Source organism: Paraburkholderia sp. PGU19 (assembly GCF_013426915.1).
Lineage (GTDB): Bacteria > Pseudomonadota > Gammaproteobacteria > Burkholderiales > Burkholderiaceae > Paraburkholderia.
This window is the reverse complement of record NZ_AP023179.1, coordinates 2,379,114-2,404,638: the sequence shown is the minus strand read 5'-3', so window position 1 is coordinate 2,404,638 and position 25,525 is coordinate 2,379,114. Positions and strand designations below refer to the sequence as shown.

Annotated in this window: 18 protein-coding genes and 1 pseudogene; 13 read left to right on the top strand and 6 right to left on the bottom strand. The window is 64.2% G+C overall.

The window, feature by feature from the left end; translation table 11 throughout:
• Positions 1 to 12: 12 nt before the first annotated feature.
• Positions 13 to 1,647 carry an acyl-CoA synthetase gene (locus tag H1204_RS10930; RefSeq protein WP_180728326.1) on the top strand — a complete coding sequence of 545 codons (1,635 nt, stop codon included), beginning with the start codon at positions 13 to 15 and terminating at the stop codon, positions 1,645 to 1,647.
• 22 nt (positions 1,648 to 1,669) lie between these two features.
• Here H1204_RS10930 and H1204_RS10925 read toward each other — a convergent pair whose 3' ends face one another.
• Positions 1,670 to 2,209: an Lrp/AsnC family transcriptional regulator gene (locus H1204_RS10925; protein WP_035539518.1), complete on the bottom strand. Its 540-nt coding sequence runs from the start codon at positions 2,207 to 2,209 to the stop codon at positions 1,670 to 1,672.
• A gap of 158 nt (positions 2,210 to 2,367) precedes the next feature.
• Here H1204_RS10925 and mdeB point away from each other — a divergent pair, with 158 nt between their 5' ends.
• On the top strand, positions 2,368 to 5,082 hold the full coding sequence (gene mdeB / locus H1204_RS10920) for an alpha-ketoglutarate dehydrogenase (protein ID WP_180728325.1): 2,715 nt from the start codon (positions 2,368 to 2,370) through the stop codon (positions 5,080 to 5,082).
• Positions 5,083 to 5,852: 770 nt separating this feature from the next.
• Here the strand turns inward: mdeB and H1204_RS10915 are convergent.
• The gene (locus H1204_RS10915) at positions 5,853 to 6,242 is read right to left on the bottom strand and encodes an SgcJ/EcaC family oxidoreductase (RefSeq protein ID WP_180728324.1); all 390 of its coding nucleotides are present in this window, start codon (positions 6,240 to 6,242) and stop codon (positions 5,853 to 5,855) included.
• A gap of 83 nt (positions 6,243 to 6,325) precedes the next feature.
• Complete coding sequence (locus H1204_RS10910) at positions 6,326 to 7,222, bottom strand: EamA family transporter (RefSeq protein ID WP_180728323.1); 897 nt, start codon at positions 7,220 to 7,222, stop codon at positions 6,326 to 6,328.
• 98 nt (positions 7,223 to 7,320) lie between these two features.
• Here H1204_RS10910 and H1204_RS10905 point away from each other — a divergent pair, with 98 nt between their 5' ends.
• From H1204_RS10905 to H1204_RS10895, 3 genes are all read left to right on the top strand, one after another.
• Positions 7,321 to 8,217 carry a LysR substrate-binding domain-containing protein gene (locus H1204_RS10905; RefSeq protein ID WP_243468475.1) on the top strand — a complete coding sequence of 299 codons (897 nt, stop codon included), beginning with the start codon at positions 7,321 to 7,323 and terminating at the stop codon, positions 8,215 to 8,217.
• A 166-nt stretch (positions 8,218 to 8,383) separates the two neighbouring features.
• Positions 8,384 to 9,055, top strand: a complete 672-nt coding sequence (locus H1204_RS10900) for a TetR/AcrR family transcriptional regulator (protein ID WP_180728321.1) — start codon at positions 8,384 to 8,386, stop codon at positions 9,053 to 9,055.
• 228 nt (positions 9,056 to 9,283) lie between these two features.
• Complete coding sequence (locus H1204_RS10895) at positions 9,284 to 9,487, top strand: hypothetical protein (protein WP_180728320.1); 204 nt, start codon at positions 9,284 to 9,286, stop codon at positions 9,485 to 9,487.
• Between the two features lie 109 nt (positions 9,488 to 9,596).
• On the opposite strand, the gene H1204_RS10890 is transcribed toward H1204_RS10895, so the two are convergent.
• Positions 9,597 to 9,758 (bottom strand): DUF1328 family protein, encoded by a 162-nt coding sequence (locus H1204_RS10890; protein WP_007590496.1) that lies wholly within the window; start codon positions 9,756 to 9,758, stop codon positions 9,597 to 9,599.
• 165 nt (positions 9,759 to 9,923) lie between these two features.
• Between H1204_RS10890 and H1204_RS10885 the strand changes: the two genes are divergently transcribed.
• Positions 9,924 to 10,415 carry a DUF523 domain-containing protein gene (locus H1204_RS10885; protein WP_180730931.1) on the top strand — a complete coding sequence of 164 codons (492 nt, stop codon included), beginning with the start codon at positions 9,924 to 9,926 and terminating at the stop codon, positions 10,413 to 10,415.
• A gap of 24 nt (positions 10,416 to 10,439) precedes the next feature.
• Here the strand turns inward: H1204_RS10885 and H1204_RS10880 are convergent, their stop codons facing one another.
• Both H1204_RS10880 and H1204_RS10875 read right to left on the bottom strand, forming a co-directional pair.
• A complete protein-coding gene (locus H1204_RS10880) occupies positions 10,440 to 11,090 on the bottom strand; it encodes a LysE family transporter (RefSeq protein WP_180728319.1) in 651 nt (216 codons plus the stop codon).
• Between the two features lie 88 nt (positions 11,091 to 11,178).
• Complete coding sequence (locus H1204_RS10875; RefSeq protein ID WP_180728318.1) at positions 11,179 to 11,994, bottom strand: AraC family transcriptional regulator; 816 nt, start codon at positions 11,992 to 11,994, stop codon at positions 11,179 to 11,181.
• 505 nt (positions 11,995 to 12,499) lie between these two features.
• Here H1204_RS10875 and H1204_RS10870 point away from each other — a divergent pair.
• From H1204_RS10870 to pelG, 7 genes and pseudogenes are all read left to right on the top strand, one after another.
• Positions 12,500 to 15,367, top strand: coding sequence for a sugar ABC transporter (locus tag H1204_RS10870; protein ID WP_180728317.1), 2,868 nt, complete (start codon positions 12,500 to 12,502; stop codon positions 15,365 to 15,367).
• On the top strand, positions 15,357 to 19,337 hold the full coding sequence (locus tag H1204_RS10865; RefSeq protein ID WP_180728316.1) for a tetratricopeptide repeat protein: 3,981 nt from the start codon (positions 15,357 to 15,359) through the stop codon (positions 19,335 to 19,337). Before H1204_RS10870 ends, H1204_RS10865 begins: the two co-directional genes overlap by 11 nt.
• Before the next feature lie 74 nt (positions 19,338 to 19,411).
• Entirely contained in the window at positions 19,412 to 19,963 is a 552-nt protein-coding gene (locus H1204_RS10860; protein WP_007590510.1) for a hypothetical protein, read from the top strand.
• Between the two features lie 88 nt (positions 19,964 to 20,051).
• Complete coding sequence (locus H1204_RS10855; protein WP_180728315.1) at positions 20,052 to 21,470, top strand: PelD GGDEF domain-containing protein; 1,419 nt, start codon at positions 20,052 to 20,054, stop codon at positions 21,468 to 21,470.
• Positions 21,463 to 22,522: pseudogene (locus H1204_RS10850) on the top strand (hypothetical protein). Before H1204_RS10855 ends, H1204_RS10850 begins: the two are co-directional and overlap by 8 nt.
• Complete coding sequence (gene pelF / locus H1204_RS10845) at positions 22,519 to 24,147, top strand: GT4 family glycosyltransferase PelF (protein WP_180728314.1); 1,629 nt, start codon at positions 22,519 to 22,521, stop codon at positions 24,145 to 24,147. Before H1204_RS10850 ends, pelF begins: the two are co-directional and overlap by 4 nt.
• Positions 24,147 to 25,520 carry an exopolysaccharide Pel transporter PelG gene (gene pelG / locus H1204_RS10840; RefSeq protein ID WP_180728313.1) on the top strand — a complete coding sequence of 458 codons (1,374 nt, stop codon included), beginning with the start codon at positions 24,147 to 24,149 and terminating at the stop codon, positions 25,518 to 25,520. The genes pelF and pelG overlap by 1 nt, the downstream gene beginning before the upstream one ends.
• Positions 25,521 to 25,525: the final 5 nt, after the last annotated feature.

Below are 25,525 nucleotides of genomic sequence, written 5' to 3'. Positions count from 1 at the left end.
AGGAGACACTGGATGCTTCACGCCGCTGACACCTACGACGGCCTGGTCGCCGCGTTTGAATGGCGCATTCCGCCGCAGTACAACATCGGCATCGATGCCTGCGACAAGTGGGCCAACGGCAGCGGCCGTCTCGCGTTGATCTGCGAGACGCGCGACGGGCAGGCAACGCGCTATACCTTCGACGAACTCAAGTCGCTGTCCGATCGCTTCGCCAATGCGCTGCGCAAAAGCGGCGTGAAGAAGGGCGAGCGCGTCGGCATCTTTCTCGCGCAATCGGTTGAGACGGCGCTCGCGCATCTCGCCGTCTACAAGTGCGGCGCGATCGCCGTGCCGCTCTTCGCGCTGTTCGGTCCCGACGCGCTGCAATATCGTTTGTCCGACAGCGGCGCCGTCGCGCTCGTCACAGACCTCGGCGGCGCGCAAAAGATCGCCTCGGTGCGTGCGAGCCTGCCTGAATTGCGCTCGATCTTCTGCGTCGACACCGACCACGCGGATGCCGCATTGCAGGTCGAATCGTTCTGGTCGGCGTTGAACGAATCGCCCGCCGCTTTCGACGCGGAGCCGACCTTGGCCGACGATCCCGCCGTCATCATCTACACGTCCGGCACGACGGGCAAGCCGAAGGGCGCGCTGCATGCGCATCGCGTGCTGCTCGGCCATCTGCCCGGCGTCGAGATGCCGCAAGCGTTCTTCCCGAACGACGCGCGCCTGATGTGGACGCCCGCCGACTGGGCATGGATCGGCGGGCTGTTCGATGTGCTGCTGCCGTCGTGGCATCACGGCGTGGCCGTACTGGCGCGGCGCTTCGAGAAGTTCGACGGCGAGGCCGCGTTCGACCTGATGCAGCGTCATGCGGTCACGCATACCTTCCTGCCGCCGACGGCGCTGAAGATGATGCGCACCGTCGAACATCCCGAGCGCTGGACACTGTCGCTGCGTGCGGTGGCGAGCGGCGGCGAATCGCTCGGTGCGGAGTTGATCGAATGGGGACGGCGCGCGCTCGGCGTGACGATCAACGAGTTCTACGGGCAGACGGAATGCAACGTGGTCGTGTCGTCATGCTCGACGTTGTTCGAGCCATGCTTCGGTTCGATCGGCAAGGTGGTGCCGGGCCATCGCGTGGCGATCGTCGATGACACGGGGCACACGGTGCCGCGCGGCGAGCCCGGCAACATCGCGATCCACGCGCCGGACCCGGTGATGTTCCTCGGCTACTGGCGCAATGAATCCGCCACGCGCGACAAGTTTCGCGGCGACTGGCTGCTGACGGGCGACATGGGATTGATGGACGCGGACGGCTTTATCCGCTTCGTCGGTCGCGACGACGACGTGATCACGAGTGCCGGTTACCGGATCGGTCCCGCGCCGATCGAAGACTGCCTGCTGCGTCATCCCGCTGTGCGCATGGCGGCCGTGGTCGGTGCGCCCGACGCGCAGCGCACGGAGATCGTCACTGCGTTCGTCGTGCTGAACCCCGGCTATCAGGCAAGCGACGCGCTCGTGCAGACGCTGCAGGAGCACGTGAAGACGCATCTCGCGGCGCACGAGTATCCGCGCGCGATCCATTTCGTCGACGCGCTGCCGATGACGGCGACAGGCAAGGTCATCCGGCGCGAACTGCGCGAGCGCGTGACGCCGCCGCGCTAATCAACCCGGCGCGCGGTCCAGATCAGGCCCACTCACGCGGCGCGTCATCCTCCGTCGACAGCGTCAGGCCCGCGACGGGCAGCGGCAACGCTGTCTTGTAGCGCACCTGCTTGAGCGCGAAGCTCGAACGGATGTTCGACACGCCGGGAATTTTCGTCAGCCACTGCACGATGAACCGTTCGAGACTCTGCATGTCGGGCACGACGACGCGCAGCAGATAGTCGGCGTCGCCCGTCATCAGATAGCACTCCATCACCTCGGGCCGCTCGCCGACTTCCTGCTCGAAGCGGCGCAGCGCGTCTTCGACCTGCTTTTCGAGGCTCACCTGAATGAACACGTTGATGCGCAGGCCGAGCGCCCCGGCATCGAGCAGCGTGACCTGCTGACGGAACAGGCCGAGCTTTTCGAGCGCGCGCACGCGGTTGAAGCAGGGTGTCGGCGACAGATTGACGGCGCGCGCCAGTTCCGCGTTGGTGATGCGCGCGTTCTGCTGAAGCTGCTGCAGGATCGCGATGTCGATGCGGTCCAGCCGCCGCGCGGCCGGTTTTGCGTCTGAACTCATGGTGTAAATATTCCGCGTTGGGTCGATTTACAGGAATAAATACACTATCTGAAAGCGGCGGCGCAAGCAAAAGAGACGCACATTTTGCGGATGCATGGGTAAGCTGATTACACGTTTTCGAGTCGTCTTCACGTACGTTTTTCAGCCGGAGTTGTGCCATGACGGACTTATCGAGCGGTGCCCGCCCCGTTCTTGCTCTCACTCAAGCTCGCATCGACAGCGATCCGCAGGAGACGGCCGAATGGCTGGCTGCGCTCGATGGCGTCGTCCAGCACGTCGGCCTCGAACGCGCGCAATATCTGTTCGACCGGCTGGCCGCGCATGCGCTGGGTAACGGCGTCGCGACGGCGCGCGCGAACGTTACGCCGTACGCGAACACGATTTCCGTCGATCAGCAGCCGCCGTATCCGGGCGACCTCGACACCGAGGAAAAGCTCGCCGCTGCATTGCGCTGGAACGCGCTCGCGATGGTGGTGCGGGCCAATCGCGCGTATGGGGAACTGGGCGGCCACATTGCGAGCTACGCGTCGGCGGCTGATCTGTTCGAAGTCGGCTTCAATCATTTTTTCCGTGCCTCGAATGAGTTGCATGGCGGCGATCTCGTCTACTTCCAGCCGCATTCGTCGCCGGGCGTGTATGCACGCGCTTTCCTCGAAGGCTTTCTCGACGAGACGCATCTCGAACACTATCGCCGCGAGATCGCAGGGCCGGGCTTGTGTTCGTATCCGCATCCGTGGCTGATGCCGGACTTCTGGCAGTTCCCGACGGGCTCGATGGGCATCGGGCCGATCAACTCGATTTACCAGGCGCGCTTCATGCGCTACCTGCAAAACCGCGGCCTGCAAAAGACGGAAGGCCGCAAGGTGTGGGGCTTCTTCGGCGACGGCGAGATGGACGAGCCGGAATCGATCGGGGCATTGTCACTGGCGGCGCGCGAAGGGCTCGACAACCTGGTGTTCGTGATCAACTGCAATCTGCAGCGGCTCGACGGTCCGGTGCGCAGCAACGGCCGCATCATCGACGAACTCGAAGCGCAGTTCACGGGCGCGGGCTGGCACGTCATCAAGGTCGTGTGGGGCTCGGACTGGGATGCCCTCTTTGCGCGCGATCGCACGGGCGCCTTGCTGCGCGCGTTCGCGCACACGGTGGACGGCCAGTTCCAGACCTTCTCGGCCAACGACGGCGCCTACAACCGCGAGCGCTTCTTCGGGCAGAACCCGGAGCTTGCCGCGCTCGCCGCGCATCTGAGCAACGACGATATCGACCGCTTGCGGCGCGGCGGCCACGACGTGCGCAAGCTGCATGCTGCGTATGACCGCGCGTTGAAGCACAGCGGCCAGCCCACGGTGATTCTCGCGAAGACGATGAAGGGCTTCGGCATGGGCGCAATCGGCCAGGGGCGCATGACGACGCATCAGCAGAAAAAGCTCGACGTCGAGCAGTTGAAGGCGTTCCGCGACCGCTTTCGCCTGCCGTTGTCCGATAGCGACGTCGAGCAGCTCAAGTTCTACAAACCAGCAGAAAACAGCCCGGAAATGCAATACCTGCATGCACGCCGGGCTGCCTTGGGAGGCTATCTGCCCAGAAGGCGGAAAGCGGCATCGCAGACACCGACCGTGCCTGCGATGTCATCATGGGGACAATTCGCGCTGGACGCGAACGGCAAGGAAATGTCGACGACGATGGCGATCGTGCGGATGCTCGGCAGCCTGTTGAAAGACGCGTCGCTTGGGCCGCGCGTCGTGCCCGTCGTCGCCGACGAGGCGCGCACCTTCGGCATGGCCAACCTGTTCCGCCAGGTTGGCATCTATTCGCCGCTCGGGCAGTTGTACGAGCCGGAAGACATGGGCTCGATGCTCTACTACCGCGAGGACACGGGCGGGCAGATTCTCGAAGAGGGCATCTCGGAGGCGGGCGCGGTGTCGTCGTGGATCGCGGCGGCGACGTCGTACAGCGTGCACGATTTGCCCATGCTGCCGTTCTACATCTACTACTCGATGTTCGGCTTCCAGCGCATTGGCGACCTCATCTGGGCCGCAGCCGATCAGCGCGCGCGAGGCTTCCTGATCGGTGCGACGGCGGGCAAGACGACGCTCGGCGGCGAGGGCTTGCAGCATCAGGACGGCACGAGCCATCTGGCAGCATCGACAGTGCCGAACTGCCGCGCGTACGATCCGGCGTTTGCCTATGAAGTGGCGATGATCGTCGAAGAAGGCATGCAAGAAATGATCGGGCGGCAGCGCGATGTGTTCTATTACGTGACCGTCACGAACGAGAACTACGCGCAGCCGTCGTTGCCTGCGGTTTCTTTTGATCGCGTGCGCGAAGGCGTGCTGAAGGGCATGTATCCGCTGGATGTTTCTTCGCTGGAAACTGCGCAGGTCCAGTTGCTGGGCTCGGGCGCGATACTCGGCGAAGTGCAGGCGGCCGCTCGCATGTTGAAGGACGACTGGAATATCGACGCCGCCGTGTGGAGCGTGACGAGCTTTACCGAGCTGCATCGCGATGGCGTCGCATCGGAGCGTGCGGAGCGTCTGTTCGGCGATGCCGAAAATGCGATGCCGTATGTGAGCTCTGCGCTTGCTGCGTCGCGCGGTCCGGTGATTGCCGCAACCGATTACGTGCGAGCCGTGCCCGAGTTGATTCGCGCGTACGTGCCGCGCCGCTACGTGACGCTCGGTACGGACGGATTCGGGCGCAGCGATACGCGTGCGGCACTGCGGGCGTTCTTTGAAGTGGATCGTGCGTCGATTGTGATTGCGGCGTTGAAGGCTCTCGTCGATGAAGGTGCGATTGCGCGTGATGTCGTTAAGCAGGCGCTGGCGCAGTACAACTGTCATGGCGATGACAGGGCGGCGCCTTGGGAAAGATGATGTTCGTTCGTTGAGTCGCGACTCGTGGGTTTTGGTTCTGCGCTGGTTTGGTTGGTCTGGCATTTTCGCTGGCATCCGCGTTTCGTTAGCGTGCTTCAAGCGTCGCCCCTGTGCGGGGCGGCACCTACTTTTCTTTGCCGCCGCAAAGAAAAGTAGGCAAAAGAAAGCGGCTCACACCGCCAGTTCTTGTGTTTGCCTGAGGGCCCCCAAAGGTTCTTACGCTTCACACGGCAACGTCCTTGGTCGCGTGTGTTGCCAACGCGCTGAATGACCGCCTCACCCGCTTCAAACACCCGAACAAGAGCTAGCGGGAGCGAATGGTTTGCGCCGCCCAGGTGGCAAACTGTGTGTAGGTTGTCGCGGCGTATAGCTTGGCGCTTTTACACGGTGGCATGCGCGCGCTATCGGTCCGAAGTGAGGCGCGTGCGGTGCTACGGCCTACACACAGTTTGCCACCTGGGCGGCGGTGGACTATCTGGCAAGGCATCTGAAACGCGGGGGCGTGAAGTGGGTGAGGCGCACCGCAAGAGCGCTGGCAACAAGCATGAAGTCACGTGATTGCCGTGTGAAGCGTAAGACCCTTTGGGGGCCCTCAGGCAAACACAAGAACTGGCGGTGTGAGCCGCTTTCTTTTGCCTACTTTTCTTTGCGGCGGCAAAGAAAAGTAGGTGCCGCCCCGCACAGGGGCGACGCTTGAAGCACGCTAACGCAACGCGGATGCCAGCGCAGAAGCAAAATCAAAAACCAAAAAACGAAAAACCCAAAAGCGTTTATCCCTGCACCACAAGCAAATTCGCATCCCTCGCCAGCAGCCACCGCCCATCAATTTCCTTGCGCAGAATCGTGAGCGTGTTCCCAGCGTGACGCACGGGCGGCGCAGAGCCCTCCTTCTGCGTGATAGTGACTTCGAGCTGCGAGCGCAGAAAAGCCCAGTCCCCCATCACCTGAAGCTCCAGAATCTCGCTCTTGCCGTCGATATCGACATTCTTCTGTCCTTCGGACGCCGCCATAAACGCGGCTTTGCCGAACGGCTTCTGCCCGGGCACCATGAAGATCGCGTCGTCAGTCATCAGGCTCAGCACGGTTGCCGTGTCGCCTGCCTTGCTGGCGGCGAGCCAGGTATCGATCAGTTGGCGAATGGCGCGTTCGTCGTCGGTCATGATGTGTTCCTTGCAGGTCGGCATGCGATCCGTCAATTGTAGACGGCCCACATGCCGCATCATTCAGACCCGACCCACCCGGTTCACTTCGACGTCACGATCACGCCCACACTCGCGCTCACGACGAACAGCGTGCCTGCCAGTTGCAGCGCCGTCATCGGCTGATTCAGCACGATAAAACCCGCCGCCGCACCGATGGCCGGCTCGACGCTCATCAGAATGCCGAACGACGCCGCAGGCATGTGGCGCAGCGCGATCATTTCAAGCGCATACGGCAGCAGCGGCACGAGCACCGCGAGGCCCGCGGTAGCGGCGAGCTGCATCGGCGCGATGTGCAGGCCGTGCTCGACGAGGCCGAAGGGCGTCGCGACGAGCGCTGCCGCGATCAGCGACACGGAGAGCCCCTCCAGCCCATCGAACAGCACGCCCGTCTTTTTCATCAACACGATATAGCCGCCCCAGCCGCACGCGGCGCCCACCGCGAGCAACATGCCGACAGGCTCGCCGATCCAACCCGAACGATCATGCGCGAGCAGCAGCACGCCCGCGACGGCGAGCAGCGGCCACAGCAACGTGCGCAAGCGGCGCACGCCGAGCGTCGCGACAGTGAGCGGTCCGAGAAAGTCGATCGCAACGGCAAGGCCGAGCGGAATGCGCTCGATCGCCGAAAAAAAACATAGCGTCATGCCCGCCATCGCCACGCCGAGCACGCCCGCCGCCAACCAGTGAGCACGCGAGTAGCTGCGCAGCTTCGGACGCACGACGAGCGCGAGAATCACAGCGGCCCACGCAAGCCGCAACCACGTCGTGCTGAACGCGCCGAATGCGGCCATCGTCGGCGCGGAGAGGGCGGCGCCGAATTGCACGCATGACATCGACAGCAGGCCGAGCAGCGCAGCCATGCCGATATGGCGCCTGGGGGCGCTCGACGGCGGCGCGGTGTCAAAGGAGATCGGTTCGGCGAGCGTGGAATTTTTCATGGATTTGAGCGGGCGCACTTCAGACAGGCCCATCATATCGACGAAACGGGGATTAAGATAAGCTGATATTTCTTATGCCGCTATCACGGACGCTAATAATGCGCGACTTCGACAGCAGCCTTCTCAGAGCCTTCGTGACGGTCGCCGAAACGGGCGGGGTCAGCGCGGCGGCGGTGCGTCTTGCGCGCACGCAGGCGGCCGTGAGCATGCAGTTGCGCCGTCTGGAAGACGACATCGGCCAGCGGCTGCTCGAGCGCTCGCCGCGAGGCGTGCGGCTGACGGACGCCGGGCACCGGCTGCTGCCGTACGCGCACGCGATTCTCGGCGCGGGCGAGGACGCCCGGCGCGCGCTCGAAGTCGGCGACGTGGCGGGCACCGTGCGCCTGGGGATGCTCGAAGACGTTGCCGTGGGCCGCCTGCCGCGCGCGTTGCGGCGCTTTTCGGCCGCGCATCCGCAGGTTGCGCTGGAGATCGTCGTCGATGCGAGCGCGGCGCTGTCGCAACGCCTCAACGATGGCGCGCTCGATGTGCTCGTCGGCGATCCCGCGATGGTCGACGCCACGCCGCTCGTCACGTGGACACAGCCGCTCTTCTGGGTCGGCGCGCGCGGTTATCTTGCCGACCCGCAGTCGCCGCTGCCGCTCGTCGCGTTGGGCGGAGCGTGTCTGTGGCAGCAGCAGGTGATGACGGTGCTGCGGCGCGCGGGCATTGCGTGGCGCGTCGTCTGCACGAGCACGAGCCTGCCCGCCGTGCAGTCGGCTGTCGAGGCGGGGCTGGGTGTATCGGTGCTGCTCGACGGCAATATCCGTTACGACACGATGCGCGTGCTCGGCGCCGCCGACGGCCTGCCGGAGCCGCCCGCCGCCGACCTCGGCCTGTTCGTGCGGCAGGCGGCGAGCGCGCAGGAAACAGCCATCGACGCATTGCGGACCTTCCTCTGCGAAGCGCTCGATCTCGACTTCATCGAGCGCACGTCTAGAGCGCCACGCCGGTGATAGGCGGCGAGGCGCGTGATAACCTCGCTGCGGCATCGTGCACCGTTTTCTCGTCATGGTGTTTCATCATCGGCATGGTTGATGCAAACTGCTTGCATCGAGGTTCGATGGCACATCAGGTTGCACACCCAACGATCTTCAACCTTCATTCATTCACGGAGTTTCTTTGCCCACGACTCACACGTCGCGTCGGCAGCCCAAGCAGGCGCGCGCCGAATTCGCGCTCGACAGCATTCTCGAAGCCGCCGCCCGCACGCTCGAATCCCATGGCAAGGCAGGGCTGACGACACAGCGCGTCGCCGATACGGCAGGCTTCAGCATCGGCGCGATCTACCAGTACTTTCCGAACAAGGATGGGTTGATCGAAGCGCTCGCGCGTCGCGAGCTGGAACGCCTCACAGCGATGATGAAGGAAGCGCTCACGCAGCCCGCGCCGTTCGGCACGGGCCTGAACGCACGCCGCATGATGCGCGTGACGGCGGCGTTCATCGGCGACCGTCCGCGCCTCTACAGCATCCTGCGCGCCGAATGGGCGGACGCTGCGCCCGACACGGCGATCGGCCAGGGCATGCGGCGCTACTTCGAACTGATCGCAGGCACGCTGAACCGCGAGAACCCGGATCTGGGCAAACGTATTGCGCGCGACGAAGCGCGCTTCGTGCTGTTTCGCGCGATCTCCGGCGTGCTGCTCGCGACGGCGCTGGAGCGCCCGCATTACTTCGGCACCGATGCGTTCGAAGACGAAATGGTCCGGCTGATTCTCGGTTTCCTGAACTACGATCTCAGTCCCGACATGCCGCGACTGGCGCCGGAGGATGACAGTTTTACAAGCGCGTGAAAGTTATGAGGATTCCTCGTATACGCAACGGCGGCGACGGCGGGCTTGCGGGGGATTTTTCCCGGATGTCATATTGTGCGTCCGAGGGCTGCAAACGCTCGCCGTTCGATGAGTCATCCCGATGGCGAGCGTTATAGTGGCCTCCTGAAAGACATATCAATTCGACACCGCCGCGATGGACACACGACGACACAGTCGGTCCGCGCGGACGGTGCCACGGGGAAAGGCATGAACCATCACCAGCTTGAGTCCGCTCTCGACCATCTCGAGCATGTATTGGCGCGGATTTCCGGCACGGATCACATACCGCTGTCGTACTGGCGCAAGCGCGTCGACGACGTGTCGGCCGCCGCGCGTATTCCTGCTCAGAAGAACCGCGCGCGAAGGCTGGATGAGGCGCTGAGCGCGCTGGAGTCGCGCGCCGGGGCGTAGTGCTAGGGGGAGGAAAGTATTGCAAGCGGACGCACTATAAATTGCACGTCCGCCGGCAAGGGCGGTCACTTCGCTAACGCGTGAAGATGCAAAAGACCCGCGTGCAGCCTCAACGTCTGATCACGCCCATGAGCAGCGTAACGAGAAAGATCACGATAAAGATAAAGAACAGCACCTTCGCTATTTCGGCAGCGCCGGCGGCGATGCCGCCAAACCCGAAGATTGCCGCGATAATGGCGATGACGAAAAAGATGGCAGCGTATCGAAGCATGGAAGTCTCCACCAAAGGATTGCTGGACAGATCGATCCGATGACCGACCCACGCGCGGGAACCGCATCGACAGACACAGGCGCCGCCGTCACGGGATGGAGCAACACCCGTGCCCATCTCGCATCGGTCGAACGCCGCGGCGCACTGAAACCCAATCGTCCCCTTATGGAAAGGATACTCGTTAGCGCGTGCCTCGCCGGTCTGCCGGTGCGATACGACGGTTCCGCGAAGACGCTCGCAAGCGTGCTGCTGCAGACGTGGCACGATGAAGGGCGGCTCGTCGTCGTGTGCCCGGAAGTGGCGGCAGGCTTCGGCACGCCGCGCCGTCCGGCCGAAATCCAGTTGCGCCGCAATGGACGCGACGTGCTGGACGGCACGGCCAGCATCCGCGATAACGATGGCGCGGACGTCACCGCGCTTTTCCTCGACGGGGCGCGCCACGCGCTCCAGCAGGCGCTTGCGCATGGCTGCCGCTATGCGCTGCTTGCCGACGGCAGTCCATCGTGCGGCAGCAGCTTCATCTACGACGGCACGTTTTCGCGCGTCGCGCACGACGCATCCGGCGTGACGGCCGCATTGCTCGAACGGCATGGCATCAGCGTGTTTGCGCCTGACAGGATCGATGAGCTTGCCGCATTGATCGATAACAATCGATGACGCAGAGTCATTGCTACAACGACCTCATAGCCACTCGCGTGTAAGCATCGTCAGCACGCTCGCTGCGATTGCGAGCAGCACGACGCCCGTGACGCGTTCGATCGCGGCGCTATGCCTCGTGAAGCGCGCGACCACGGCCGGATGTCCGATGCCCATCGCGACGAGCAGATCCCACCCGAATACGGCAGCGAACATCCATACGCCGTACATGATCTGTGCGCCGAACGGCGCATCGCGGGCCGCGAGCAACGCAAACAGGCTTGCGTAGAAGAGCGCGTTCTTCGGATTGAGAATCGCGGATGCAAAGCCAATCGCGAAACGCGCATGCCACGCGCCCGTCTTCGAGGCAGGCGAATCATCCTGCACATGCGCCGCAATCGATGCCGCTCTTGCATGCCGAAGCATCAATACGCCGAGATAGAACAGATACGCGCAGCCCGCCGCCTGCACGAGCGCGAAGGCGATCCCATGCCGATTCAGCGCCGCAAAGCCGCCCACCGCGAGTGCGATGAACACGCCGTTCGCGCAGGCAATACCGAAGCATACGGCGCCCGTCTTGCGCCAGCCGCGCAACAGCGCACTGCGCGCGATCAGAAAAAAATCCGGGCCGGGGCTGAGCAGCGCAAGAAGATGCGCGCCCGCGACCATCGCGAATTGCTGCAGAGAAAGACCCATCTCGACTCCTTGTGTTTGACGGGAGTCTGCTGGACAGGCGAACGAAGATATTGAAGAAAAGTGCGCGGCGCGACGCAGAAGAGCGCGCTTACGATACGGCCGCGCGGCGGTAAGCGCCGGGCGTCATCGCGACGCGCTCCTTGAAGGCGCGCTGGAAATGCGCCTGATCCGCGAAACCGAGTTCATGCGCGATGGCCGTGAGCGCGCGTCCGTGACGCAACAGACGTCGCGCCGCGTTGATGCGCAGATCGAGCTGATACGCGTGGGGCGACATGCCCGTCGCAGCACGGAACGCGCGAATGAACGCATAGCGGCTCATGCCCGCCATCTGCGCGAGTTGCGCGATGGGCAGGCGCTCGCCGTACGCGTCATGCAGAAGACGGGTGATGCGCGCGAGGCGTTCGGCTGCGATGCGCGGCACGGGCGGCACGTCGCGCGCCTCGCCGAGCCACGAGCGTTCGCTGACGAACAGGATCAGTGCGGCTTCCTTCTCGGCGCTATCCGCGTTCGAGAACAACAGCCGGTTGAGCGCGCAGTAACGCAGGTACGCTTCGCGGTTCTGGTTGATCGACGGACACGCGAGCACGGTATCGGCGTCCGCGCTGCCGTTCTCGTGCAGCACTGCGCTCGCCCATGCGACGTCGAGATGAAGCATCTGATAGCTCCACTCGCTCTCCTTATCGGGATTGCACGAGTGGACCCGCATCGCCGGGATCAGCACGAGACTGCCCGGACCGAGGCGCGCGCGGTCGTCACCGCACGTGTAGTTGCTGTGTCCGCTGTCGACGGCGCCGATCGATAGCGTGTCGTGCGTATGCGGCACATAGCACGCGCGGGAATGAGAAGCGAGCCGGCTTTCGACGAACGGCAGCTGCGGATCGCACCAAAAACGTTGATCGTTCATACGCCCGATGATCGCATGAACGTGCGCGTCGACGCGAGTTGCAACGCGTTGCAACCGCGAAATCGTTTGCGCGCCTCTCAATAGCGAAATATTGGACTTTAAAATGGACACGCCCTGCATCAAATATCGGGTATTGTGTTGGCGCCAAATTGAAAAATAATGAAAAGTGAATATGCGTTCGCGATTATCTGTTTAACGTTTGCGAGCCTTTCTCAGATTAATCCAGTATCGCTTTTTGCCCGTCGTTAAAGCGTTTTCAGCCGCGTGATATTTTTGCGACACCCGTCTTTTTTGACGTTGGACGCGTTAGAATTCGCGCCGATTCACAGAGATAGCGCTTCATATCCTCTGATCTTTCCAGTCTGCAGATTTTCATCCGCATGTGGCGGATGGCCGGGTATTTGACATTTGGTCATCCAATGCTGCCGTAGGGACATAAATCCCGGGGAAAACCGGCGCTTTAAAGCCGGTCGGTAAAAAAGTAATAAACCGAAGAAAAAATCGTATGCCAGTGGGGATTCAATCGATATTCGAAGCGCGACCGGCGCTCGACGGGGTAATGCAAGGCGATAAGCCGCGAATGTACAGAGCGATGATGGCGCAATCGCGCGCTCTCGTTCGTGCGCTCGCGCACGCTCGCATGGTTGCGCTCACGGCGACAGCCGCGCTTGCGCTGCAGGGCGTCGCCGCGCATGCGCAGACTCAGGCCCAGGCTCCCGCGTCTGCTCAGTTGCACGCGCAAGCATCGGGCGGCGCACAGGCGCCGCACGTCAATCTCGCATTCTTCTATGGCTCGCGCGTGCCCGTTGGCGAGTTGCAGGCGTTCGATGCCGTCGTGATCGATCCCGCCAGCGGCTTCGACCCTGTCGCGCATCCGTTGCGTCATACCGTGTGGCTTGCGCGCACGCATGCCGATGCCGCGCAAGCCACGCCCGACGCATTCGTCGCTGCACAGATCGAACCGCTCTGGCAGCGCGGCTATCGCGGCTTCCTGCTCGACACGCCGGCGGCCATTGCAGCCGTCGATGCGATCCGCGCTGCGCATCCCGACGCGCGTCTCGTGATCGGCGGCGACGCGGCGTTGCAGGCCGCGTTGCCGCACGCGAAAGCGCTATATGCGGTGGTCGGCCCGTCGCTCGTGCGCGACGCGGCGAGCGGCAATGTCGCGGCAGGCGAGCGCGACGCGCGCAGCGCCGCCGCGCAACAGTTCACGCAATCGACGGGCGTGCCCGTCGTATCGATCGAAACCTGTCCCGCCGACGACCGCGCCTGCGCGCGCGCAACGGCCGCGCAGGTGCTCGCCGCGGGCGTCACGCCGTATGTGACGAACGCATCGATGAACGCGGTCGGCATCGGCGCGATTGAAGTGCTGCCGCGGAAGGTGCTGATCGTGCAGGACAGCGACGAAGACTTGCCGCTCGACGAAACACCTGGCGTGCGCGATCTCGCGACGCCGCTCAACTATCTCGGCTACGACGTCGAATACGCGAACGTCCACGAGCCGTTGCCCGAGGGCATCACGCCGGACCGCTATGCGGGCGTCGTCGCGTGGCTACAGGGCGACGAGACGCCGAACAGCGGCGCGTGGCGCGCGTGGGTCGATGCGCGTCTCGCCGCGCGCGTGCCGATGGTGTTTCTCGGCCAGTTCGGCTTCGATGCAGCAGAAGATGAAGGGCGCGCGCTCGATCTTCAAGCCGTGGCAGGGCCGTTCGCTGACAAGATCGAAGTTGTCACGCGCGATCCGATGGTGGGTTTCGAAGTCGATCCAAAGCTCGGCACGCGCGATCTGACGGGCGTGCAAGTCGGCAGCGCGAGCAAGTCGCTGCTGCGGGTGAAGAGCGGCGAAGCGACGCTCGACCAGATTGCGATCACGCCGTGGGGCGGCTTCGCGATGAGCCCCTACACAGTGGTCTCGCTCAACGGCATCGGCCAGGAGCGCTGGGCCATTCAGCCGATCGAGTTCCTGCGTCAGGCGTTGCGTCTGCAACCGATGCCGTCGCCGAGCGTCACGACGGAAAACGGCCGGCGTCTGTTTATGTCGCACGTGGATGGCGACGGCTTCGCGTCGCGCGCGGAATTCCCGGGCGCCGACTATTCGGGCGAAGCGCTGTTCCAGCAGATTTTCACGCGCTACAAGGTGCCGATGACGCTGTCGGTGATCGAAGGCGAAGTGGGGCCGAAGGGCCTGTATCCGCAGATCTCGCCGCGACTCGAAGAGATCGCGCGCAAGATGTTCGCGCTGCCTTATGTCGCGATCGGCACGCACACGTATTCGCATCCGTTCGAGTGGGAGAACGTCGATGCGAAGACGGGCGAGCGTATCGACCGCGGCGGCGGTGACACGGCGTTCTCGCTGAACATCCCGAACTACACGTTCAATATCGACCGTGAAGTTACGGGCTCGATCGACTACATCAATACGCGTCTCGCGCCCCCGGGCAAGAAGACGACGATCCTGCAGTGGCCGGGCAACTGCGAGCCGCCCGCGATCGTCGTGCGGAAGGTTTATCAGGCGGGCGTCGACAACGTGAACGGCGGCGACACCGTGATCACGAAGAGCGCGAACAGCTGGACCAATATCGCGCCCATCGGCGTGCTGAAAGGGCCGGGCGCGTATCAGGTGTATGCGCCGAACCAGGACGAGAACGTCTACACGAACGACTGGCTCGGCCCGTTCTATGGCTTCACGCGCGTGCTCGAAACCTTCGACATGACGGACAAGCCGCTGCGCTTCAAGCCGATCGACATCTACTACCACATGTATAGCGGCACGAAGGTCGCGTCGCTGCGCGCGCTCGACCAGATTTTCGCGGCCGTGCTCAAGCAGCCGGTGCTGCCCGTGCATATGACGGACTACGCGCACAAGGTGCTCGACTGGCGTTCGTTCGCCGTCGCGCGCACGGTGCAGAGCGAGGCGTCGAACGCGAAGTCGAGCGACTGGATCGTGCGCGGCAACGGCGAAGTGCGCGAACTGCACTGGCCGCTGACAACATCGCCCGATCTGCATGCGTCGCGCGGCGTGACGGGCTACGCGGCGGGCCCGGACGGCACGTACATCCATATCACCGATGGCGCGGCGCGCGTGTCTTTTGACGCTGCAGGTGCGCTGTCGAAAGCGGATGCGCTGCCGTACATCGCCGAAGCCAATGGCTTCGTGCGCGATTTCAAGCGCGACGGCAAGAACCTGTCGTTCGAGTTCGGCAGCTACTACCAGCCGTTCGTGAAGCTCGCGAATGCACAAAGCTGCACCGCGAGCATCGCGGGCCGCGCGGTGCCGCTGCAACGCGACGGCGCCTACGTACGCTTCGACACGCCCGCGCTCAATGCCCTCGAAGCCCACTATCAGCCCGTCGAGATCCGCTGTGAACGATAAAACGAACGACAAACGTCCCCGTATCGTTCCGACGTGGCTCGTCTACTCGCTCGCGGGCGTCGTGCTCGCGACCATGTACGGCGTGTCGCCGCGCGGTGGCTTGCGCCAGCGCGTCGCGTCCGTCGGTGCGCCGAGCGAGTTGAGCGTCGCGTACCTGGAAGCGTGGTCGAAGGTGCGGCCCGACAACGAGGAATTCCTCTCGCTGCTGGGTGCGCAGTATCTGTATCTGGGGCGCACCGACGACGCCGAGCGCATCGCCACGCGCATGGAAGCGCTCGGCACCGACGACATGATGCGTAGCGCGATGATGCTGCATCTGTCGGTGACGGAGCAGCGCACCTTCGCGATTCCCGAAGACGATCCGCGCCGCGCGCCCGCGCTCGACGAGCTCCGCGCGCGCCTGACGCAGGCTGCGAAGCTGCCGTGGGCGCCGAAGGATCTGGAGTGGCTCGCGCAGCGTTCGGCCGCCGTCGGCATGCCCGATCTCGCGGCGCATCTGTACGCGCGTCTGTCGGCCAACGATCCCGACGGACGCACGAAGTGGGACACGCAGATCACGCGCTACGCGCTGCAGGTCGGCGACTATCACGCTGCCGCCGATGCATGGTTCCGTCAGGAAGCCGTGGCGCAGACGCGCGACGAACAGCGCCGTTGCTTCGTCGCGGGCGTGCGCACACTGCAGTCGGGCAATCTGCTCGACGACGCGCTGACGGCCGCCGACGCGCATCTCGGCAAGCTCGCCGACGATCCCGCCACGCTCATCGTGTTGCTCAATCTCGCGCGCGCGGCGAATCGTCCGGATGCTGTCGACCGGTACGCGAAGCTGCTGGCGAAGTACGCGCTCGCCGAGCCGACGTCGCCGCTAGCCGAGCATGTGCGCAACGTGGCGCAAGCGGGTTATGCGTATATGGATGGTCCCGTCGCGTATCGGCATGGCGGCTCGCTCGTCAGCCTGCGCGCCGCGATGCGCGAGGCAGCGGCGCAAGAGCAGGGCGAAGTGCGCGTGATCCGCGTCGCCACGCAAGCAGCGCCGGTAGCACCGGTAGCGCAAGCGCCGCAAGCCGCCAGCAGTGTGAACAGCGTTGACACTTCCGCCGTCCGCTCGGACCCGAGCGTGGCCAATGTCGTGTTTCAGGCCTTCGTCGAATCGGGCGATCTGGCGAGCGCGCAGAAAGTCGCCGCGCAGCAGGTGCAGCGCGATCCGCGTTCGGTGGAATGGGTCAAGCGCCTCGCGCAGGTCGCCGAATGGAATCGCGATCCGTCGCTCGCGCTGAAGTCGTGGCTCGACTATGCGCAACTGTCGAACGATCAGGTCGGCTGGCAGAACGTGCTGCGCATCGCGCCGATGCTCGACGACGACGAAGCCTATCTGACAGCACTCGTACACGAAGCGCGTGCGAAACCGAACGACCTGAAGCTGATCGACAACGTGACGGCAACGTACGAACGTCTCGGCCGTCCCGACGATGGCCTCGCGTTCCTGCGCTCGCTGCCGCGCGCGACGAACGCCGATGCGATCGATCAGCGCATCGGCCAGCTCGCGGAGCGCACGGGTCACGACGATCAGGCGCTCGCAACGTACCGCGCGGTGCAGGCACGTCATCCGAACGACGCGAATGCGGCGCTGCGCACGGCGAGCGTGCTGTACCGGCAGGGCGACTATCGTGCGTCGCTGGCCGCGCTGAAGACGGCGCGCGCGGGCGCGAAAGACAGCGACGAGGACTTCTGGCGCAACTACGCGGAACTCGCGCGTCTGCTGCAACGGGACGACGACGCGAACGAAGCGTATTTCCATCTGATCGCGAGCGGCGCGGCGACGCCCGAAGACCTCGGCGACATGACGTACTTCTACGACCCGTATCCGATCGATGCGGGCCGCGTCGCCGAATTGCGTTATCGCCGCGATCACACGGTGCGCGCGTTGCAGGACGCGATTTTCTACTACACCGACGCGCAGGCGATGGACCGCATCGCGACGCTGCTCGCGAGTCTCACGCCCGACGAACTCAAGGCGGCGGAAGCCTCGCCCGCGCTGCTCGGCGTGCGCGCCGAATACTATCGCCTCATCAACGAGCCGCAGAGGGCGCTCGCCGATCTGAAGCGCGCCGTCGATTTGCCGGGCGCCAGTTCCGATCTGCGCGCCGCGTACCTGTGGACCTTGGTCGACTACGGCAGCGACGGCGATCTGCGCGAAGCGTTGAAGCGCTGGCGCGGTAGTGCCGATCAAAGCTCGGCCTTGTGGGAGCCGTACGCAGCCGCCGAAATGCGCCTGAACCGGCCCGTCGCCGCGCTCGAATATCTGCGCCGCCAGTCGGCGATGATGTCGCGCGATCCGCTGTGGCTGCTCACCTATGCCGACGCGCAGGAGCAGGCGGGGCACGACGGCCTCGCGTGGTCGATCCGCAAGAAGGTGTGGCTGCAGATGCAGCAGGACGAAGCGCAGCTCGTGAAGCTGCATGGCGCGCAACGCGCGGCAATGCGTGGGCGCACCGCGCAGGACGCCGAGACGCTCGAAGACCTGCGTGGCCGGCGAGTGACGCTCTCAGCCGAATTCGCAACGGGCGATGCGTCCGCTGCGCTGCTCGACAGCCTGATGTCGACGCGGCCCGCATCGGCTGACAATTCGATCGTGCGCCGCACGATGATCGGCACGGCGAAGGGGCTGCCGGGTGGCGCGCCGCTGGATGGCGCCGGGCTGCCGGAGAACGCGCGGGTGCGCGGCGCCGTCGCGAAAGAAGTGGCCGTGGCGTGGGCGCTGTCGAAGGAAAGCAATCCGCTGGCGAAGCGGTGGCTCGCGCAGCAATACGCGGAGCGTCTGTCGCGTCCCGCCGATGCACAGCTGACCATCGCGCTCGCCGAGAACGATATCCCCGAGATGGAACGTCTGCTCGCGGTGGAGCGCTCGCGCCTGCCCGTCAACGACCGCATCGACGCGACGATTGCCGTCGACCGGCCCGACCGCGCGCAGCAGCTCGCGTTCAACGCGCTCGACGGCGCGCCGGAAGACACCGACCTGCATACGCGCGTGACGGAAACGACGCTCGACTGGCCGCAATCGATCGACGCCGATGTCGTCAATCACATCGAGCATCCGCTCGATTACGTCGAGACGACGCTCGCGGCCAGCCGCAAGATTGCCGAGCGCTATCTGGTTGGCGTGACGGCCGTGCAGCACTTCCAGCATTCGACCGACATCACGCAGCTGGTCAACGTGCCGTCCGTCGACCGCTGGCTCAACATCTACGGCGAGCGGCAAACGCGCGACACGTCGTTCACGGTCACGGGCGGTCGGCGCGTCGGCTCGGCTGCGTTCTACACGCTCGATCTCGCGGGCGAAGTGGGGCGCAACTCGCCGCTGACGCTCGGCGTGCGCGCGGGCCGCAACCAGGTCGCGGATGAAAACCAGACGCTGCTGGTCGGCGGCATGAAGGACAACGTGATCGGCGATCTCACGTATCGCATGACGGAGCGGATCACGCTCACGGGCAGCGTCGAAGCGGACCGCTTCTATAGCCAGGCGCGCAACTACATCGGCAGCGGCGTGCTGTCGACGGCCGAAGTGACCTACCGTATCCGCACGACCTACCCGGACTACACGTTGCGCGCGCTGATCACGCACGGCGCCTACGGCGCAAGCGGCCAGGCCGACGCGCTGATGACGCGCCTGTTGCCGACGGCCTTGCAGCCTGCGTCGCCGCAGGACTTCATGCCGGACACGTACACGCAATACGGCTTTTACTTCGGCTTCGGCAACGATCTGCTCGAGCAGTACACGCATGCATGGCGTCCTTTCTTCGACGTGGGCATCGTGCACGACTCGATTCAGGGCTGGGGCCCGGACGTGAGTATCGGCGTTGCGGGCACGGTGTTTGGCGGCGATCACCTGGCGGTGTTCCTGCAGCATCAGCGCGTGTCGAAGATCGGCACGCCCGTCACATTGCTGGGCGCGCGGTACAAATGGTTCTATTGATTCGGGCTTTACTGATTCGGGTTCTACTGATTCGGCGAATTGGGACGATAACGACATTTCTGAGGAGTGGTTCGATGAGCAACATCAACGGCTGGACACGTTTGATCAAGTGGGTGGCGGCAGCGGCCGCTTCGGCGCTGGTGCTGGGCGCATGCGGTTCGATTCGCCAGGCGGGCTCGCCTGCCATCGAATCGAAGGACTCAGTCGCCGTGGTGACGATGGCGAACTTCACGGAAACGCCGGCAGCGGGCAGCAGCGCCGCGGCGATTGCGGCGAACGCATTGCGTCAGAACGGCTTTGCCGATGTGCGCCTCGCACCCGTCGATGCATCCGCGAACGCGATGTTCGACACCGCGCAGCGCGATATCGGCGAGAAGAAGCTCGCATGGGCGCGTGAGCAGCGCGTGAAGTACGTGCTGACGGGCGCTGTCGAAGAGTGGCGCTACAAGGTCGGCGTGGATGGCGAGCCCGTCGCGGGCGTGACGTTCGAGCTGATCGACGTGGCGTCGGGCCAGGTGGTGTGGAGCGCGACGGGTTCGAAGAGCGGCTGGACGCGCTCGAGCCTGTCGAGCGTCGCGTCGTCGCTGATCGGCAGCCTGCTGTCGCCGCTGCGCACGCGCGGCTGATGGCGTCGCGCGTCTGTCATGTGCTTCGCGACATGCGCGCGGCAATCTGCAATACCAGTGCAACTCGACACGTGATGAGGAGTCGGCCGTGAATACCGTCACCGCGCAAAGCGCCGCCAGTGCCGCGGCGAAACCGCGCCAATCGAACCCGTTCGGCAACCTGAGCGCGTGGCGGCGCCTCGTCGCGCCCGCGGTGTCGCGTCCGTTTTCCATCGTGGAGACGGTCGTGTTCATCGGCGTGGTCTTCGCGGCTTCCTATGCGCTCGATCACAACAATCCGTTCCTGCTGCACACGGGCTTTCCGTGGCTGTGGTTCGCGCCGCTCATCGTCGCGCTGCGTTATGGCACGCTGCTCGGCCTGCTCGGCTGCGCGATGCTGATCGGCGCATACCAGGTGTTCACGCAGGTGCTGATGCACGGCAGTTCGGCCGCGTGGCCGACGCTGTTCTTCACGGGCGGCGTACTGCAGACTATCGTCGCGGGTCACTTCGGCGATACGTGGGGCAGCCGCGCGCAGCGCGCGAACGCGATCAACGACTATCTGAACGACCGGCTCGTCGCGATCACGAACAGTCATTATCTGATGCGCCTGTCGCACGAGCGCCTCGAAAAGGACCTGTTGACCAAGCCGACCACGCTGCGCGATTCGATCACCGAGCTGCGCCGCATTTCCGTCGCGCATGGTCTCGACACGAAGCCGCGCAGTTCCGGCGACATGCCCGGCACGCGCGAGTTGCTCGAATTCATCGCGCAGGCGTGCCAGATCGAAGTGGCTGCGCTGTATCCCGTGCATGACGGCAAGGTCGGGCGCGACGCGCTCGCGCATATCGGCGATACGTTCGACTTCGATCCGCGCGACGAACTCGTGCAGCGCGCGCTCGAAACGCGTGCCGTCGCGCATCTGAAGAGCGAAGAGCGACCGGTGACGAATACGCATCTGCTGGTGTGCGCGCCGCTGATCTCCGCGGACGGCACCATGCTCGCGATGCTCGCGATCCGCCGCATGCCGTTCCTGTCGCTGAACTTCGACAATCTGCAACTGCTGCTCGTGCTGCTCGGCTATTACGCCGACGGCGTCGAGCACTCGCAGCAGGTGCGCGAGATCCTGCACGCGGTGCCCGATTGCCCGTACGAGTTCGCGCTCGACGTGAGCCGGCTCACGCGGCTCGAACGCACGGCGGGCATCACGTCGTCGCTGGTGGCGCTGGTGTTCCCGCATGACGATGCCGGCGATTCGTTCTTCGAGCACGTGATGCGCCGCCGCCGGTCGCTCGATCTGATGTGGCCGGTGAAATCGGCAGGGCAGTCGGTGCTGCTGAATCTGATGCCCGCAACCGACGCGACGGGCGTCGACGGCTACCTCGCTCGGATCGAATCGAGCCTGCGCGCGCAGTTCAATCTGGACCTCGAAGGCGCGCGCATCGGCGTGCACACGCTGCATCTGGGCGGCGACGAGCCGGGCCTGGCGTTGAAGCGCCTTCTTCTGCGCAGTGGTATCGATGGATAAGGCCACCGCAAACCGCTCCAGCGGCGGCGGGTTCGTGGCCGCGCTGGTCGCCGTGCTCGCGGCGTTTGGCATCGTCATCGTTGCCGGCGTTCAGTGCGTGGGCATCGTGTACTTCGCGAATACGCCCACCGCGTACGATCCGCTGTTGCCCGCCGTTGCGTTCAACATCGTGTGCGGCGTGCTCCAGGCGTTGCTGTTCCGCCTGCTGCTGCCGCTGCGTTATCGCGAGCCGCGTGCGTGGAGCTTGCTGTTGCTCGGCCTTGCGTGCACGTTCGTGCCGCTGCTCGGCGGTCTCGTCGTGCTGGTGAGCTGCATCTGGGCGGCGTGCTATCCGGCCTCGCATGCGGACGATGAGATGGGCGACGTGCCCGCGCCCGAGTTCGTCACGTATCTGATGTCGCGTGTCTCGCACGGCGGCGGTGCGCGCTTGCAGGCGCGGCTTGTGAACACGAAGGTCGCGGCCGCCGATCGCCGATCGCCTGTCGGCGCTCGTCGCGATCCAGAGCATGCCGACCCGCACCACGGGCACGCTGCTGCGCGATCTGCTCGCGGACCCGGTCGAAGACGTGCGGCTGATCGCGTACGGCACGCTGGATCAGGCGGAAAACGACGTGATGCAGCGCATTTTCCATGCGTCGAAGACGCTGGAAGATGCGCAGTCGGAAGGCGATCGTCATGCGATCAACCGGCATCTCGCCGAGCTGTATTTCGAGCTGATCTATCAAAACCTCGTGCAGGGCGTCGTCTATCGGCACACGCTCGAACAGGCCGACCGCCATGCGCGCGCCGCGCTCGAAATCGACGCCAGCGATGCCGCGCTGTGGATGATTCGCGGCCGCCTCGCATTGACCAACGGCGCCGCGGACGAAGCCGCGCAGCACATGGACCGCGCGCAATCGCTCGGTTTTCCGCGCGAGCGTCTGGTGCCGTGGCTTGCCGAAGTCGAATATCTGCGCGGCGATTATGCGCGCGTGTCCGAACTGCTCGCGTCGCTCGGCAATGCCGCGACGCTGCCGATGCTCAAACCTGTTGCGCGTTACTGGTCCACATGAAACCGTCACTGTTGCGCCGCGCTGCGGACGCCGATGTCTGCCTGCTGCTCGAAGGCACGTTCCCGTACGTGCGCGGCGGCGTGTCGAGCTGGGTCAACGAAATGCTCCGCTCGTATCCGGAGATCCGCTTCGCGATTGCGTTCATCGGCAGCCGCGAAGAGGATTACAAGGCGGCCGCCTATGCGCTGCCCGACAACGTCGTGCACTTCGAGGCGCACTATCTGTACGAGACGTCCGGTGCGGACGATCAGGCGGCGCGCGAAATTCCCGGTGATGCGCAGGCGTTCGCGCAATCGGCGGCGCTGCACGAAGCCTGGCGTAACGGCGGCGAAGTCGATGCCGGCGCGATGATGGCCGATATGGTGCAGCTGATCGGCGACAAGGCGCCGCTCAGCGAGGAACAGTTCCTGACGAGCCGCGCGGCGTGGGACTTCATCGTCGATCAGTATCACCGCTATTGCACGGACCCATCGTTCACCGATTACTTCTGGACCGTGCGCATCATGCACAAGCCGCTGTGGCAGCTTGCGCGCGTCGCCGAGCAGTTGCCGCCCGCGAAGGTCTATCACACGGTGTCGACGGGATATGCGGGCTTTCTGGGCGCCTTGCTGCACTATCGGACGGGGCGGCCGCTGCTCGTGTCCGAGCACGGCATCTATACGAAAGAGCGCAAGATCGACCTGCTGCAAAGCCAGTGGATTCGCGACAACCGCGGCGCGTTCGAACGCGACATTTCGAAGATCAGTTACTTCCGCGAACTGTGGGTGCGTTTCTTCGAGGCGCTCGGCAAGCTCGCCTATGACGCCGCCGACGATATCGTCGCGCTGTACGAAGCGAACCGTCAGCGGCAGATCACGGACGGCGCGCAGGCCGCGCGTACGCGCAACATTCCGAACGGCGTGGACGTGGACGGTCTCGCGCCGCTCGTCGACAAGCGCGTCGTACGGCCGCGCAACGTGGTCGCGCTGATCGGCCGCGTGGTGCCGATCAAGGACATCAAGACTTACATTCGCGCGCTGTTCATCGCATCGCGCGCGATGCCCGATATCGAAGGATGGATCGTCGGGCCTGAAGAAGAAGATCCGTCGTACGCGCAGGAATGCCGCGCGCTCGCGGAAAGCCTGGGTCTTGCGAATAACGTGAAGTTTCTCGGCTTTCAGCGCATCGACGAGATTCTGCCGAAGGTCGATGTGCTCGCGCTGACGTCGATCAGTGAGGCCTTGCCGCTCGTCGTGCTGGAAGGCTTCGCAGCGGGCATCCCGTCGATCACGACGGACGTGGGTTCGTGCCGGCAGTTGATCGAAGGCTACGGCGACGAGGACCGCGCATTGGGTGCAGCGGGGAGCGTGGTGCCGATCGCGAATCCTGCAGCGTTCGCGCAGGCCGTGCTCGATCTGCTCGGCGACGAGCCTCGCTGGCTTGCCGCGCAACAGGCGGGACTGGCGCGCGTGCGGCGTTTCTATACGAAGGCGCAGATGATCGATCAATATCGTGTGCTGTATCAGCGTTTGATGGCGGCGCCTTCGCAAGTCAAAGCCGCTGAAGGCGGGCAGGGCGGCGGTTGCCCGATGCATGCGGGCAGGGCGGCAGCGGCACAGTCGACACAGACGGAAGGGGTGCGCTGATGGCTGGCATTGGTTTCGAGCTTCGCAAGATTCTGAAGCGGCAGACGCTGTTCGGCGTCGCACGCGCTTACGCGTATGCGGGGCTGATCAGTTCCGGTCCGCTGATCCTGTCGATCTTCGGCATTCTGATCATCGGCGTGATGAGCCTCGCGTTCGTGATACCGAAGTACGCGATCGTGCAGTTCCAGGTATCGGTGACGTATCTGATTGCGTGCAGTCTGATCCTCACGGGGCCGCTGCAACTGTCGTTCACACGCTTCATTTCCGACCGGATCTTCGAGAAGCGCGATGATCTCGTGCTGTCGAACTACAACGGCGTCGTTCTGGTTTCGACGGCGGCGTCGGGCGTGCTCGGCGTGCTTGCCGTCGCGTTCGGCTTTCAGGGCGAGCCGCTGATGTACCGGCTGCTGATGGTGGCGGGCTTCGTCGTCGTCAGCAACATCTGGATCGCGGTGATCTTTCTGTCGAGCGTAAAGCAGTACCGGCAGATTCTCTTTGTGTTCGCGATCGGTTACGGCTGTACCGTCGCGTTCGCGCTGATGCTCAATTCGCACGGGTTGTCGGGTTTGCTCGGCGGCTTCGTCGCTGGGCATGTCGTGCTGCTTGCTGGTTTGTCGGGGCTGATCTATCGCAACTATCGCAGCCCGCGCTTCATCTCGTTCGAGGTGTTCCAGAAGCGCTTTGCGTATCCGAGTCTCGCGATGGTCGGGTTCCTGTTCAACCTCGGCGTGTGGCTCGACAAGTTCATGTTCTGGTATGCGCCGGGCACAGGGTCGAAAGTCATCGGGCCGCTGCATGCGTCCGTCATTTACGACATTCCCGTTTTCATCGCCTACGTGTGCGTGATGCCGGGCATGGCGACGTTCCTCGTGCGCATCGAAGCCGATTTCGTCGAATACTACGACCGCTTCTACGACGCCGTGCGCAGCGGCGCGACGCTGCGCCATATCAACGACATGCGCGACATGATGGTCGGCAGCGTGCGCGCGGGCCTGTATGAGATCGTGAAGATTCAGGCGGTGGTGCTGCTGCTGATTCTCGCGTTCGGCCATCTGGTGCTCGATGCGCTCGGCATTTCGTCGCTGTATATGCCGCTGATGATGGTCGACGTGATCGCGGCGAGCCTGCAGGTGTTGCTGCTCGGTCTGCTGAACGTGTTCTTCTATCTCGATGCGAGGCGCACGGTGTTGCGTCTGTGTCTTGCGTTCGTGCTGTTGAACGGCATCCTGACGGGTATTACGCTGTACATGCAGCCAGACTATTATGGTTATGGCTTCGCGCTGACGCTGCTGATTCTCGTCGCTGCCGCAGTGCAACTCCTGGATCGCAAGTTCAGCAAGCTCGAATACGAAACTTACATGCTGCGCAATTGAACGTT

What these genes read in the sequence shown, in the direction of transcription:
- H1204_RS10930 (WP_180728326.1), top strand. Translation starts at nt 13, where the DNA reads ATGCTTCACGCCGCTGACACCTACGACGGCCTGGTCGCCGCGTTTGAA.
- H1204_RS10885 (WP_180730931.1), top strand. Translation starts at nt 9,924, where the DNA reads ATGGAAAGGATACTCGTTAGCGCGTGCCTCGCCGGTCTGCCGGTGCGA.
- H1204_RS10870 (WP_180728317.1), top strand. Translation starts at nt 12,500, where the DNA reads ATGCCAGTGGGGATTCAATCGATATTCGAAGCGCGACCGGCGCTCGAC.
- H1204_RS10895 (WP_180728320.1), top strand. Translation starts at nt 9,284, where the DNA reads ATGAACCATCACCAGCTTGAGTCCGCTCTCGACCATCTCGAGCATGTA.
- H1204_RS10915 (WP_180728324.1), bottom strand. Translation starts at nt 6,242, where the DNA reads ATGACCGACGACGAACGCGCCATTCGCCAACTGATCGATACCTGGCTC.
- H1204_RS10860 (WP_007590510.1), top strand. Translation starts at nt 19,412, where the DNA reads ATGAGCAACATCAACGGCTGGACACGTTTGATCAAGTGGGTGGCGGCA.
- H1204_RS10905 (WP_243468475.1), top strand. Translation starts at nt 7,321, where the DNA reads ATGCGCGACTTCGACAGCAGCCTTCTCAGAGCCTTCGTGACGGTCGCC.
- pelF (WP_180728314.1), top strand. Translation starts at nt 22,519, where the DNA reads ATGAAACCGTCACTGTTGCGCCGCGCTGCGGACGCCGATGTCTGCCTG.
- H1204_RS10890 (WP_007590496.1), bottom strand. Translation starts at nt 9,758, where the DNA reads ATGCTTCGATACGCTGCCATCTTTTTCGTCATCGCCATTATCGCGGCA.
- mdeB (WP_180728325.1), top strand. Translation starts at nt 2,368, where the DNA reads ATGACGGACTTATCGAGCGGTGCCCGCCCCGTTCTTGCTCTCACTCAA.
- pelG (WP_180728313.1), top strand. Translation starts at nt 24,147, where the DNA reads ATGGCTGGCATTGGTTTCGAGCTTCGCAAGATTCTGAAGCGGCAGACG.
- H1204_RS10880 (WP_180728319.1), bottom strand. Translation starts at nt 11,090, where the DNA reads ATGGGTCTTTCTCTGCAGCAATTCGCGATGGTCGCGGGCGCGCATCTT.
- H1204_RS10910 (WP_180728323.1), bottom strand. Translation starts at nt 7,222, where the DNA reads ATGAAAAATTCCACGCTCGCCGAACCGATCTCCTTTGACACCGCGCCG.
- H1204_RS10925 (WP_035539518.1), bottom strand. Translation starts at nt 2,209, where the DNA reads ATGAGTTCAGACGCAAAACCGGCCGCGCGGCGGCTGGACCGCATCGAC.
- H1204_RS10875 (WP_180728318.1), bottom strand. Translation starts at nt 11,994, where the DNA reads ATGAACGATCAACGTTTTTGGTGCGATCCGCAGCTGCCGTTCGTCGAA.